Annotated in this window: 13 protein-coding genes; 3 read left to right on the forward strand and 10 right to left on the reverse strand. The window is 70.7% G+C overall.

Annotated elements, in window-relative coordinates:
• Positions 1-10: 10 nt before the first annotated feature.
• Positions 11-949, reverse strand: coding sequence for an ACP S-malonyltransferase (locus OG574_RS31120; protein ID WP_326775906.1), 939 nt, complete (start codon positions 947-949; stop codon positions 11-13).
• Positions 950-1,038: 89 nt separating this feature from the next.
• Positions 1,039-2,253 (reverse strand): PucR family transcriptional regulator, encoded by a 1,215-nt coding sequence (locus tag OG574_RS31125; RefSeq protein WP_100591924.1) that lies wholly within the window; start codon positions 2,251-2,253, stop codon positions 1,039-1,041.
• 95 nt (positions 2,254-2,348) lie between these two features.
• On the opposite strand from OG574_RS31125, the gene OG574_RS31130 reads away from it, so the two are divergent.
• On the forward strand, positions 2,349-3,005 hold the full coding sequence (locus OG574_RS31130; protein WP_326778686.1) for a pirin family protein: 657 nt from the start codon (positions 2,349-2,351) through the stop codon (positions 3,003-3,005).
• A gap of 57 nt (positions 3,006-3,062) precedes the next feature.
• Here OG574_RS31130 and OG574_RS31135 read toward each other — a convergent pair whose 3' ends face one another.
• Complete coding sequence (locus OG574_RS31135; protein WP_326775907.1) at positions 3,063-3,872, reverse strand: serine hydrolase domain-containing protein; 810 nt, start codon at positions 3,870-3,872, stop codon at positions 3,063-3,065.
• A gap of 154 nt (positions 3,873-4,026) precedes the next feature.
• On the opposite strand from OG574_RS31135, the gene OG574_RS31140 reads away from it, so the two are divergent.
• A complete protein-coding gene (locus tag OG574_RS31140; RefSeq protein WP_326775908.1) occupies positions 4,027-4,488 on the forward strand; it encodes a MerR family transcriptional regulator in 462 nt (153 codons plus the stop codon).
• 5 nt (positions 4,489-4,493) lie between these two features.
• The gene (locus OG574_RS31145; RefSeq protein WP_326775909.1) at positions 4,494-5,522 is read left to right on the forward strand and encodes an aldo/keto reductase; all 1,029 of its coding nucleotides are present in this window, start codon (positions 4,494-4,496) and stop codon (positions 5,520-5,522) included.
• A gap of 69 nt (positions 5,523-5,591) precedes the next feature.
• On the opposite strand, the gene OG574_RS31150 is transcribed toward OG574_RS31145, so the two are convergent.
• From OG574_RS31150 to OG574_RS31180, 7 genes are all read right to left on the reverse strand, one after another.
• Complete coding sequence (locus OG574_RS31150; protein ID WP_326775910.1) at positions 5,592-6,809, reverse strand: acyltransferase family protein; 1,218 nt, start codon at positions 6,807-6,809, stop codon at positions 5,592-5,594.
• Positions 6,806-7,936: an alpha/beta hydrolase gene (locus OG574_RS31155; protein WP_326775911.1), complete on the reverse strand. Its 1,131-nt coding sequence runs from the start codon at positions 7,934-7,936 to the stop codon at positions 6,806-6,808. Before OG574_RS31155 ends, OG574_RS31150 begins: the two co-directional genes overlap by 4 nt.
• A gap of 185 nt (positions 7,937-8,121) precedes the next feature.
• Entirely contained in the window at positions 8,122-8,799 is a 678-nt protein-coding gene (locus OG574_RS31160; RefSeq protein ID WP_326775912.1) for a response regulator transcription factor, read from the reverse strand.
• Between the two features lie 16 nt (positions 8,800-8,815).
• Positions 8,816-10,180, reverse strand: coding sequence for a sensor histidine kinase (locus tag OG574_RS31165; RefSeq protein ID WP_326775913.1), 1,365 nt, complete (start codon positions 10,178-10,180; stop codon positions 8,816-8,818).
• A 206-nt stretch (positions 10,181-10,386) separates the two neighbouring features.
• Positions 10,387-11,241, reverse strand: a complete 855-nt coding sequence (locus tag OG574_RS31170; RefSeq protein ID WP_326775914.1) for a DUF4429 domain-containing protein — start codon at positions 11,239-11,241, stop codon at positions 10,387-10,389.
• 76 nt (positions 11,242-11,317) lie between these two features.
• The gene (locus OG574_RS31175; RefSeq protein WP_326775915.1) at positions 11,318-12,526 is read right to left on the reverse strand and encodes an alpha/beta hydrolase family protein; all 1,209 of its coding nucleotides are present in this window, start codon (positions 12,524-12,526) and stop codon (positions 11,318-11,320) included.
• 160 nt (positions 12,527-12,686) lie between these two features.
• On the reverse strand, positions 12,687-13,331 hold the full coding sequence (locus tag OG574_RS31180) for a TetR family transcriptional regulator (RefSeq protein WP_326775916.1): 645 nt from the start codon (positions 13,329-13,331) through the stop codon (positions 12,687-12,689).
• Positions 13,332-13,364 lie beyond the last annotated feature (33 nt).

The raw sequence follows: 13,364 nt of genomic DNA on the forward strand, positions 1-13,364 counted from the left end.
GGGCTCCTTGTCAGGCCGTCTGCGTGTCCGCCGCGGCGGAGGTGTGCTCGGCGATCAGGGCGCGGGCTGCGTCGAGGTCGTCGGGGGTCTTGAGGGCGAGGGTCTGCACGCCCGGCAGGGCGCGCTTGGCGAGACCGGTGAGGGTGCCGCCCGGGCACACCTCGACGAGCGCGGTCACGCCGAGCGCCTTGAAGGTCTCCATGCACAGGTCCCAGCGCACCGGGTTGGCCACCTGGCCGACCAGACGCGAGACGACCTCGGCGCCGGTGGCGACCGTCCGGCCGTCCTTGTTCGACACGTACGCGACCGTGGGGTCGGCCGGGGTGAGGGCCTGGGCGGCCTCTTCCAGCGTCGCCACCGCGGGAGCCATGTGGCGGGTGTGGAACGCGCCGGCCACCGTCAGCGGCACGACCCGGCGTACGCCCTCGGGCTTGTCGGCCTCGAGCGCGGCGAGCTCCTCGAGGGTGCCCGCGGCCACGATCTGGCCCGCGCCGTTCACATTCGCCGGGGTCAGGCCCAGCTTCTCCAGGTGTGCGGTGGTGACCTCCGGGTCGCCGCCGAGCAGGGCGGACATACCGGTCTTGGTCACGGCGGCCGCCTCGGCCATGGCCAGGCCGCGCTTGCGCACGAGCTGGAGGGCGGCCGTGTCGTCGAGAACCCCGGCGAAGGCCGCCGCGGTGATCTCGCCGACGCTGTGGCCCGCGACGGCGTCAGGAGCGATGTCGCCGAGTGCCGCGGCCGACAGGAGTCCGGCCGCGACGAGCAGAGGCTGAGCAACGGCCGTGTCACGGATCGCGTCCGCGTCGGCCTGCGTGCCGTAGTGGGCAAGGTCGAGCCCGATGGCGTCCGACCACGCGGCGACGCGGTCTGCGGCACCGGGGAGGTCTAGCCAGGGAGTCAGGAAGCCGGGCGTCTGAGCGCCTTGGCCGGGAGCGACGAGTACGAGCACTCTCACACTCTCTCTTGTGGACGGCCACGGCCGCCCGTGGGGACAGGGACGAAGAACCGAAGGGGGAATTGTAGGCCCCCGACAAAAGGCTATGACTGAGGATCCGCGTCGGCCAGGCGCCCCAGGATCAGCGCGATCCGCAGCGTGAACGCCGACCTGACATCGGAGGGTGACCAGCCGGTGACGTCTGTCACACGTCGGAGCCGGTAGCGGACGGTATTCGGGTGGACGAAGAGCATCCGGGCCGCCCCTTCGAGACTGCTCGCCTGTTCCAGATAGACGCTGAGCGTCTCCAGGAGAGCCGAACCGGCCTCCTCGAGTGGTCTGTAGATCTCCTCCACCAACTGCTCGCGCGCGGCAGGGTCGCTCGCGATCGCCCGCTCCGGAAGGAGATCATCCGCCAGAACGGGGCGCGGAGCGTCCTGCCACGCCCCGCACGCCTTGAGTCCGGCGGCCGCGGCCTGCGCCGACCTGGTCGCGGCGAGCAGGTCGGGGACCACGGGGCCGGCCACCACGGGACCCGCCGCATACGGGCCGATCAGCGACTTCGCGACCTGAAGTGGATTGTTGTTGCCGCCTGCGATGACGACGAGGCGGTCGCCGAGTACCCCGGTCAGGACCTGGAGCTTGGCGTGCCGGGCGGCCCGGCGGATCGCCTCGACGGTCAGCTCGCTGTCCCCGTCGGGGGCGGTGCCGAGCACCACGCACACGTGCTCCGGCGAGTTCCACCCGAGCGCCGCGGCCCTGCTGACGGCACCCTCGTCGGCCTCGCCCGAGAGAACCGCGTTGACCACCAGGGACTCGAGCCGGGCGTCCCACGCACCGCGCGCCTCGGCCGCCTGCGCGTAGACCTGGGCGGTCGCGAAGGCGATCTCCCGTGCGTAGACGAGCAGTGCCTCACGCAGGATCGACTCGTCGCCGGGCGCCGCGACCTCGTCGATCGCGGACTCCATGACCTCGATGGTCGTGCGGACCATCTCCACGGTCTGGCGCAGCGTGATGGCCCGGGTCAGCTCGCGAGGCGCGGTGCCGAAGACGTCGGTCGAGATCGCCTGGGGGGCGTCCGGGTGCCGGAACCACTCGGTGAAGGCCGCGATACCTGCCTGCGCGACCAGCCCGATCCAGGAGCGGTTCTCCGGTGGCATCGCCCGGTACCACGGCAGCGTCTCGTCCATGCGCGTAATGGCCTGCGCGGCGAGGCTCCCGGACGACTTCTCCAGGCGCTTCAGGGTCGCGGAGTGCGGGTGGGGGTTCGCACGGCGGTCGCGATGGTCGGGGGCTTCGTTCGCTGAGGGTTCGGGCACGGGGACAAGACTGCCTTATCGGGACGGCTCAGCGGAGTGGAGGGTGCAAGGTGGCCACGTGGACGTCCCGGTCCGGGGCTACCGTGTACGGCGTGATGGAAGTACGTCGCTCCGGCGACCGGTACCCCGGCGGCGAGCCGAACGCCGGAATCGAGTCGTTCCACGCCTTCTCCTTCGGCCCCCACTACGACCCCGACAACCTGCGCTTCGGATCGATCCTGGCCTGCAACGAGGAACGCCTCGCGCCGGGCGCGGGTTTCGACGAGCATCCGCACAGCCACACCGAGATCGTCACCTGGGTCGTCTCGGGCCGGCTCACCCACCGCGATTCGACGGGGCACGAGTCCGTGGTCGCCCCGGGCGATGTGCAGCGCCTCAGCGCGGGCGGCGGAGTGCGTCATGTCGAGCGCAATGACGGCCCCGACCCGCTCGTCTTCGTCCAGATGTGGCTCGCTCCTGTGGAACCGGGCGGTGACCCGGTCTACGAGGTCGTGCACGGCATCGCCGACTCCACGCCCTACGACGTGCCCGAGGCCGGCTCCCTCCTGCATGTGCGCCGCCTCGGACCGAGGGAGCGCGCCGCCGTCCCGGACGCGGCCCAGGTGTACGTTCATGTGGTCCGCGGCGAAGTGGTGCTCGGCGGTGCGGAGTTGGGTGCGGGCGACTCGGTCAGGATCGCCGGGGAATCCGACCTCGAAGCCGTGGCGTCAGGACCGGCGGAACTGCTGCTGTGGGAGATGGCCGCCCGCTGAGGCTTCCCTTGCGAACGGCCGCGCACCTCTCACACGTGACCGCTCAAGACCGACCCCTCACACCTCGGCGAGCACCGCGTCCGTGAAGGGGGGCCACACCTCGGCCGCCCACGGCCCGAAGGCCCGATCGGTCAGCGCCACACACGCGACACCCGCCTCGGGGTCGACCCACAGGAAGGTGCCCGACTGCCCGAAGTGCCCGAACGTCCGCGGCGACGACGAACTGCCCGTCCAGTGCGGCGACTTGGAGTCCCTGATCTCGAACCCGAGCCCCCAGTCGTTCGGGTTCTGGTGCCCGTACCCCGGCAGCACGCCCTTGAGGCCCGGATACTGAACGGTCATCGCCTCGGCGACGGTCCGCGGATCGAGCAGCCGGGGAGCCTGCACCTCGGCGGCGAACCGCGCCAGGTCGTCCACGGTCGACACCCCGTCCTTGGCGGGCGAGCCCTCCAGCGAGGTCGAGGTCATCCCGAGCGGCTCGCATACCGCCTGGTGCAGATACTCCGCGAACGGGATCTCCGTCGCCTTCGCGATGTGGTCGCCGAGCACCTCGAACCCCGCATTCGAGTACAGCCGCCGTGTACCGGGCGCCGACGTCGCCCGGTGCTCGTCGAAGGCGAGCCCGGAGGTGTGCGCGAGGAGGTGGCGCACCGTGGACCCCTCGGGGCCGGCCGGGTCGTCGAACTCGATCGCGCCCTCTTCGTAGGCGACGAGGGCGGCGTAGGCGGCGAGCGGCTTGGTGACCGAGGCCAGCGGGAAACGGTGGGCCGTCGGACCGTGCGCCCCGAGGACCGTGCCGTCCGCGCGGACGACGGCTGCGGCGGCGGTCGGTACCGGCCAGTTCTCGATCATCGCAAGGCTCTGCATGGCCACGAGCCTAACGGGCTCCGCGAGGACACCCTCCTGCGCCCACGAGCTGGGCCGGGCCGTCGCGCGGGCCGAGTCGCATCGACGGACGCCGTCCGGAATTCCTCCCCAATGTGCTTGCTTGGAGTGCACTTCAACGTTCTAGCGTGGGGGCATGACGGTGATGGAGACCACCCCCGCACCCAGCAAGGCCGACGTCTGCGCATCGGCCCCCACCGCTCACCCGCGCCCGGAGGGCCAGGACCACTACACGATCAGCGAGGTCGTGGCCTTCACCGGACTGACCGCCCACACGCTGCGCTGGTACGAGCGGATCGGGCTCATGCCCCACATCGACCGCTCGCACACGGGCCAGCGCCGCTACAGCAATCGGGACCTCGACTGGCTCACCTTCGTGGGCAAGCTGCGGCTGACCGGGATGCCCGTGGCACACATGGTGCGCTACGCCGGACTCGTGCGGGTCGGTGAAGACACCTTCGAGGAGCGCCGCGAACTCCTCGAATCGACGCGCAGGGACGTGCTGTCCCGGATCGCCGAACTCCAGGACACCTTGTCCGTACTCGACCTCAAGATTGACTTCTATGCGGGCGCCCGGCGGGCGTCGGAGAGGGCCTGAACCGAATGAGCAGCACGGAGCAGCCGCGGCGGATTTCCACTGTGGAGTTGGGAAACAACGGGCCCTTGGTGGGCGTGCAGGGCCTCGGCTGCATGGGCATGAGCTGGGCCTACGGTCCGACGGACGCCGACGAGGCACGGGCCACCCTGGAGCGGGGCCTGGAACTCGGCGTCACCTTGTACGACACCGCCGACGCCTATGCCGCCGGCGAGAACGAGAAGTTCCTTGCTCCCTTCCTCAAGGCGCACCGTGACGAGGTGGTGCTGGCCACCAAGTTCGCCCTGGGCGTGGACCCGAGCGACCCCACGAAGCGCGTCATCAACAACGATCCCGAGTACATCCGCGCCTGCATCGACGCCAGCCTCCAGCGTCTCGGCGTCGACACGATCGACCTCTACTACATGCACCGCCGCGACGTAAACGTGCCGATCGAGGAGACCGTCGGCGTGATGGCCGAACTCGTCGCCGCCGGCAAGGTCAAGCACCTCGGCCTCAGCGAGGTCACCGGCGGCGAACTGCGCGCCGCCCAGGCCGTGCACCCGATCGCCGCCCTCCAGTCCGAGTGGTCGCTGTTCAGCCGCGACATCGAGAAGGAGGTCGTGCCGACCGCCGCCGAACTGGGTGTGGCCCTCGTGCCGTACTCGCCGCTCGGGCGCGGCTTCCTCACCGGCTCCTTCGTCAGCGCCGACAAGGAGCTCGGCGCGGACGACTTCCGCCGCCAGCAGCCCCGCTTCACCGGCGACAACGCCGCCGCCAACGCGGCCCTGCTCGAGCCGGTGCGCCAGGTCGCCGAGGCCCATGGCGCCTCCCTCGGCCAGATCGCCCTGGCCTGGGTGCAGCAGCAGTCGGGGGCCTTCGGACTCCCCGTCGTCCCGATCCCCGGCACCCGCAAGCGCAGCCGCATCGAGGAGAACGCCGCGGCCACCCGCATCACCCTCACCGACGCCGAACTCGCCCTGATCGCCCCCATCGCCTCCCAGGTCGCGGGCGACCGCTACGCCGACATGACCTTCACCTCGGCGGGGCGCGAGTAACACCCCGGTGCCACCTGCCCGGTCCGCCGCCGTGGGCATCTCCTGCCCCGGTGGCGGCCGGCCGGCACCTCACGTGAGCCCCAGCGCGAACACCGCGAACCCCGCGGCCAGCAGCCCGGCCAGCGCCCGCCGCGCATGCGTCGCCCGCTTCCAGGGAGCCTCGAAGCCCCGCGTGTACCTGCCGATCAGCACGAGCAGACCGGCGAAGACCGGAAGCCACGCGATCCTCGCCGCTATCCAGCCCAGCGAGTCCGGACTCGTCGTCAGCCCGGGTATCGCACCGGCGAAGGAACCCGGTATCGCCGCTGTCAGCAGCGCCGTCTGGTGCCAGCAAAGGATCGTCATCGCCGAGAGGTTGATGACGACGACCGGCGCCCACAGCGCGGGCCGCCGCAGCAGCCGGCCGATCCGGTCCCGCAGGAGCATCGCCGCACCGCTCTGCGCGGCCGCAAGCGCGAGCACCAGCAACGACGGCGGATGGGAGTTCGTCCGGGCCTCGCCCGGCACGCCCACCATCGACTCCGGGTAGTGGAACGCGAGGAGCAGCGTCGCGAACAGGGCGGCGCCGCCGATCAGCAGCGCCCACGCACCACGCCTTCCGATCCTCTTCTCGCCCCAGCAGACGCCCAGTTGGTAGGCGAACATCCAGCCGGGGAGCAGGTTGAGCAGGCTCAGCCAGGACGGCATGGCATCCGCATACGGCCCGTAGCGCAGGAAGTCGATCACGGCTACGGACCCGAGCAGTGGTGCCGCCGCCCACGCCCCCAGTTTCCGGGCGGCGCGTACGCAGTACGGCGTGAGCGCGGTGATCACCGTGTAGACGCCCACGAACCACAGCGGCTGTATCACCAGCGTCGAGCCGGTGTGCAGCGTCTTCTCCGGCACCCCGAGCGCGTACAACACGGGGATCAGCGCGGCGCATACCGCCGTCACCCCGAGGACCGGGCGGCCCAGACGTGCCAGCCGGCCGCGCAGCCAGGCGCTCGTCGACCCGCCCGCCTCCAGCGTCCGCCGGTACGACAGAACGGATGCGTAGCCCCCCACCAGGAAGAAGATGCCGAGCATCTGCAGCACCCAGCTGATCGGGGCGAGGAATCCGAAGGAGGCCAGCGGGCTCGTGTTGTGCAGCGCGCCCTGGCCGTCGAGGGAGAAACCGCCAAGGAGCCAGTGGCCCATGGGTACGGCGAGCAGCGCGAGTGCGCGCAGTCCGTCTATCGCCCGGTCCCGGTGGGCCGGTGTCTTCGCGTCGATGGCGGACGCGGTCCTGCGCAGAGTCGCGATACTCATGACGTCGCTCCAGTCGCGATACGGGTGAAAGCGCGCAGCGAGTCCGTGCCGGGCGCGAAGTAGCCGGTGTGGCCCTCGGCGTCGTGAGCCGGGATGCGGCGGGCGCCGAAGGAAGGGTCGGTCGGGTCGGTGCCGTGGCCCAGGCCGAACAACTCGACGTTCGGCACGCGGCCGATCCAGTCGCTGTCGTCCCGCGCGGCCCAGACCCGGGCCTTGGTGCGCAGTTCGGCCACCTTGTCCGCGTGCAGGCCCGGGGAGCCGAGCACCACGAGGTCGGACGCGGGCAGTCGGGCGGCGGAGAATCCGCACACCACCGATCCGTAGCTGTGGCAGAAGACGGAGGGACGCGGCGCGCCCGACGCCGTCAAGCCCTGGACGAAGCGGGTCAGTCTCGGCGCGCCCGCCTCGGCGAGCCGGCCGGTGGCGGCGTCCGGCCCCAGGCCGACAGGCGTCGTGTATCCCACCCACGCCACGACCGCCGTGCGGCCGCCCGACGCCTCGTACAGCGAGCGGGCCATCCCCGCAGGGGTGCCGTACGGATCCTTGGCCCGGTCGAACGAGCTCAGGTCGATGTCCGAGCCGGGCACGACGACGGACACATGTTCGGCGCCCGCCAAGTCCCCGAATACCTCGGCCACCTGGCCGCGGCCTCGCGGGTCGAAGGCGAGTATCTGCCGCCCGGGCTTGAGGAGTTCGGTGTATCGGGTGACGAGGAAGCGAGCCTGCGCGTGGTCCTGGGACGTGAGCGAAGGGTCCTCCGCACGCGCCCGGGCCCGGTCACGCTCGGCTTTCAACGCACGGGTGTTGGCCTCGTAGCGAAGATCCGCAGGAACGCCGTCCAGATTCCCGACCACGGTCGGATGCCGCGCGACCAGATCCTGCCGCTCGGCCTCGTCCAACCCGCGGAAGAACGCCGCCACCTGAGTCGGCCTCGTGGTCGACGGATGGGGCAGCCCGACGCCGAGGGCGTGATCCGCACGCCAGGACGCCGCGCCGGGTGGCGGACCCGTGAGGGGGCTCTGCTCGCTGCCGACAGCCCAGCCCGTCGTACCCGCCACGACAGTCGTCGTGAGCGCGGCGGCGACCAGTGTCCTACGGCCGCGTTGCTTCCATGAGCGCAGGCGCATCGCCCGTCTCCCCTCCGTCCGGTGGCGTGACGAGGGGAAGGTAGGAAGACGATGCCCGGCTCCACGTCACACCGGGGAGCCAACTCTCGGGTGATACCCGGGTATTCGGACGTGCTACTCAGGTAGGGGGTGCCCCGGGAAGACCCGCGCTGACCTGGGCGCGGAGCGTGATACCGAGCCTGGGCCTACTGGTCGCCGGGCGTGACGAGGCCGGTCTCGTAGGCGAAAATCACGGCCTGCGCCCGGTCCCGCAGCCCCAGCTTCGCGAGCACACGGCCGATATGGGTCTTCACGGTCTGCTCCGCGAGGACCAGCTTCTGCGCGATCTCCTGGTTGGACAGGCCCCGGGCGATGAGTTCGAGGACCTCTGTCTCGCGTGGCGTCAGACAGTTCAACTCCGGCGAGCGGTCCCTGCGACCGGACGGGCGCTGCCTTGCGATGTCCTCGATGAGCCGGCGCGTGACCGTCGGGGCGAGCAGCGCCTCTCCGGCGGCCACCACACGCACCGCCGCGATGAGGTCGGCCGGCGGTGCGTCCTTGAGGAGGAAACCCGAAGCGCCCGCGCGCAGCGCCTCGTACACATAGTCATCCACGTCGAACGTGGTCAGCATCAGGACCTTGGGACGGTGGATCACGCCCGGTGGAGGGTCGAGGAGCGCGCGGGTCGCCGCGATCCCGTCCATCTCGGGCATCCGCACGTCCATGAGGACGACATCCGGATGGGTGGTCCGGCTGACCTCGACACCCTGCTTGCCGTCCGGAGCCTCGCCCACGACGTCGATGTCGCTCTGCGCGGCCAGCAGCGCGGCGAACCCCGCTCGCACCATGGCCTGGTCGTCGACGATGATCACGCGGATGGTCATGCGGTGCCGAATTCCTTTACGACGAGGGGGAGTCGGGCTCGGCCAGCGGGAGTCGGGCCGCGACGCGGAAGCCTCCCCCGGGCAGTGGGCCCACGTCGAGTGTGCCGCCGACCAACCGTACGCGCTCGTGCATCCCGATGAGACCGTGTCCTGTGCCGGTCGTCTCCACGGGTGAAGCGTGCTCGCCCGCCGGGCCGTTGACCACGATCACCAGCAGGGCGTCCTCGTCCTTGGAGACAGAGATCTGAGTCCGGGCACCGGGAGCGTGCCGCACGACATTGGCCAGGGCCTCCTGCACGATGCGGTACGCGGAGAGGTCCACCGCGGGCGGCACATCGGTCAGCTCCCCGACGAGCGTCAGCTCGGGCATCGACAACTCCGCCGGGACACCGCCCCGTACCGTGGCCTCCACCAGTTGCTGAAGCCGGCCGAGACCCGGCTGAGGCGCGCGCTCGCCGCCCGGGGCGTCCTCGCTGCGCAGCACCGCGAGAAGCCGCCGCATCTCACCGAGCGACTCCCTGGCGCCCGCCGCTATCGAACCGAACTCCTCGCACGCCTCGGGGGTCAGGCCCTGGAGCCGGTACGGCGCGGAGTCCGCCTGCACCGTGATGACCGACATGTGATGAGCCACGACGTCGTGCAACTCCCGCGCGATACGCGCCCGTTCCTCAAGGAGGGTGCGCTGGGAACGCTCGGCCTCGTTGATCGTCTCCTGCTCGACGAGTCTGCGCTGTGCTTCCCCGCGCTCGCGCAGCAGCGTCCCGAACAGCAGCACCCCACCGCTCAGCACGATCATCAGCACGCTCGTGGCCTGGCTGTCCGAGGGGCGGAACATGTCGAGGACGAGTCCGGACACCACCGTGACCAGCCAGACCCCCAGGACCGTGCGTCTGCCCTCCCGCAGGGACAGGACGAAGCACAGGGCCAGATATCCCACGATGACCATGGGGGTCCAGGGCGCGGCGTGCTGGGAGGCCGATCCCTGGATGACAAACGCCCCGACGACGTCCGCGACGATCACGATGCCCCACGCGAGCAGCGGCCGGCTGACGGCGAGCAGCAGAGGAGCGGCCTGTGCGACCCCCAAGGCGCCGGCGAGACCGCCGGGGACCCCGTAGTCGTTCGACAGGACCTGGGTGGTGACCGGGATCAGTGTGGCGACGAAGCCCAGCGCGAGCACATAGGGGACCAGCCGCACCCAGCGGCTCGACGAGTGGCCGAGCAGAGGCTCGGCCGGTCCGGCGGGAGCGGCGAGCGAGGCCCCGGCCGCCCGCAGCCCGCCGAGGACGGCGGAGAGCACGCGGCGCGGGCCTCCTGGCGGTGCGGCCTTGCCGTCCGGCGGGCGGGGCTCCTGGTCGGGTGCAGTCGATGTGGGGCTCATGGCCTGCTCAGCGTAGGCAACAACCACCCGCGGTGCCGTCATACCGGGGAGCTCACCGGACCCCGTACCCAGGTATGACATGAGGGGCCGACCGACGGACGCCGAACCTCGACGAAGCCACGTGCGCCAGGACCGCACCCGGAGCCGAGCGGCACGCCATGCCGGGGTCGCTCGCCCCCAGGCCGGGCTCGCACCCCGCGGCCGCTCTACAACTCAGCCAGCAGCTCGGCCTTCTTCGTGGAGAACTCGGAGTCCGTGACGAGGCCCGCCTGGTGCAGCTCGCCCAGGTGACGGATGCGGTCGGCGATGTCCGCGGGGTCACGCCGGGCAGGGGAGCCGCCGGACGCGGGCACGGCCGAGCCGGCCCTTACGGCCGCGAGGATGGACGCGGCGAAGGGCAGTGACTCGTGCACGGGCCCGTACCCGAGACCGAAGATCACGGCGGCCGGGTCCTGGTCGGCCTGAGCGGGCTGCTCGGACGTGTCGCGGCGCAACAGCCGCAGGTGGCCCTCGAAGACCTCGGGCGAACGCCATTCGACGCCGCTCAGATCCGAGACGGGAAAGCTCTTGTCGCCGGCCTTCCACTTCGCCGACGACGCCCCGGTCCAGAACCATCGGAACGCCACGGACGTACCGTCGAAAGAGGCCTTGCCGTCGTAGGCCTTGAAGTGCAGTGGCGCCTCGGGCGCCGCCACCAGGTAGCGGCCCGCCGGTGCGCCGTCGTCCAGGGCCAGCACGTCGCGCAGCTCGTCCACGTAGTACTCGGCGAGTGTCTCGCGCTCGGCGGGCAGGACGAGCCGGTAGGGGTCGCATCCCTCCTTGAGCTGTCCCGCGGCCGCGTCCATCAGCGGATCGGCGCCCGGTCTCGGCACGGCGCGCAGGATGACGGTCCCGCGCTTGCCGGGAGTGAGTGTCACCGCCGCGATCGCCTCATAGGGGATGCGGCGCTCACCGAGTGCTTGGAGCAGCTTCGGCGTGCGGATTCCCCGTTCGAAGCGGATGAGCACGGAGTCGGACCCGAACTCCCAGGCGGCATGAAATCCGGCCAGTACGTCACCCATGCGGTTCATCGTATGCGGCACGCGCGCCTCCGTCCCCTGTTGCGTCGTGCCCCTGTTTCACCGATTTCTACGCGCGTCAGGCCGATGTTGTGCCGGAAGATCCGTCACGACAGGTGTCATGCCCGCTCGCACATCGCAGGGTGCGGTACGAACCGATGCCGATGTCGGCGAAGTTGCTGAGGCTCTCCGTGCCCGGCTCGAAATAGCCGGTGTGCCCGCGTGCGCCCGCTGCCGACAGGACCCGGGCGCCGAATCCACGGGAGACGGGGTCGGCGCCGTGACCGATCCCGCCGACCTCCAGGTACGGCACGTCCTGGATCCAGTCGTCGCTGTCCCGCATCGCCCACACGCGCGCGTGGGTGCCCAGTTTCGCGGCCTTCTCGGCGCGCATTCCGGGGCTGCCGGCCACCGCTATGTCGCTCACCCGGGAGGGCAGCTTGTGGGCGGCGACACCGCACACCACGGAACCGTAGCTGTGGCAGTACAGGGCCACCGGAGTGCGGCCCGGCAGTGCGCGTACCAGGGCGTTGAGCCGGGTGGCGCCCTCCTCCGCGCGCATCGCGGTGGCCGCGTCGACGCCGAGGCCCGCGGGCGTCGTGTAGTCGGCCCAGGCGATCACGGCGGTGCGTGTGCCGGGTCCGGCGGCGCGCTCCGCGCGGTACAGGGAGCGGGCCATGCCGACCGGCGCCGAGTACTTGCGGACGGTTCGCTGGAACGTGAGGAGGTTGGTGTCGACGCCTGGGACCACGACTGAGACGCGCTGGGCCTTGTCGAGGTCCCCGAAGACCTCGGCGACGCGGCCGGTGCCCAGGGGGTCGAAGGCGAGGATCTTGCGGTCGGGGCGCATCAGCGACGCGTACCGGTTCATGCGCTGGCCGGCGTCGCGCTGTCCCGCAGCGGAGAGCCGGTTGTCGTGCGTGCTCTTCCGCGCCACCTTGCGTGCCTGGTCGAGGGCGATGCGGTTGGCGCGGTAGCGCAGCTCCACCGGCGCGCCGTTCATGTTGCCGACGGCGAGCGGGTAGTGGGCGGCGAGCCTGGTGCGCTGTTGGCTGGTGAGTGAGGCGAAGAACTGCGCGAGGCGGGCGGGCGAGCCGTCCGGGTCCGGCAGAGCGTGCCCGTTGAGGTGGCCGTGTTCCCACGCTGTGATGGCGGCGTTGACCGGTGAGGTGACGCCCTTGTGGCGCACGGCGGTCCAGCCGGTGGTCGCCAGCATGACGAACACAACGGCCAGTGCGAGCAGTGCGCGCCAGACGCTGAGTTGCGGGGATGAGTCGAAGGAAGTCACTGCGGGACACCCTAGGAGAACCGCGGACCAACCCGCGAAATCGGTGAGGCAGATCACGTTTCCTGCGGGGTAATTAGGGCAAAACGGGCCTAGCTTAGGTGGTGTCGTCACGCTCTGTAGGTGCCGATTGCGCTCTTGGCGTGCAGGAGTGCACGGTCGGTCACTCTGTGCGCCACTTTCCCGCCAACACCGGCCCCAGCTGGTCGAGATAGGACTCCGTGACCTCGCGGATCGACTCGACGCTGATGTCCTCACCGGCGCCCCACAGCCGCCCGGCCATGCGCATCACGCCACTGAACGCGGCCACTGTCACGCGGGGGCGCAGATCCGTCTCCACGTCGAGGCCCTCGCGCTCGGCGATCACGCGCGCGATCTCCTCCTCCAGCTCCGTGGAACGGCGCAGGTGCACGGCGATCAGGGAGGGGGTGGATTCGATCATCTGGTAGGTGCGCATGTGGAGTTCGACCGGAACGACCTCTTCGATGGGCTCACCGAGGGTGTCCCAGGCGTCGAGCACGGCACCACGCAGGGCCTCGAACGGGCTGTCGGCCGCGGGGCGTTCGCGCAGGAGGGTGATGAAGCGGGACTCCACCATGTCCTGGACCGCGAACGCGGTCTCCTCCTTGCTGGTGAAGTACCGGAAGAAGGTGCGCTGCGAGACGTCGACGGCCTCCGCGATTTCGTCAACCGTCGTGTGGTCGTACCCCTTTGTGGTGAAGAGTTCCAGCGCGGAGCGCAGCAGGGCCTCGCGGGTGCGCTGCTTCTTGCGTTCCCGCAGCCCTGAACGTGCTTCCTGCGTCTTCACTCGTGTCCCTCTTTACGTCTGTTTGCCCAGCTC

It is taken from the genome of Streptomyces sp. NBC_01445 (assembly GCF_035918235.1).
Lineage (GTDB): Bacteria > Actinomycetota > Actinomycetes > Streptomycetales > Streptomycetaceae > Streptomyces.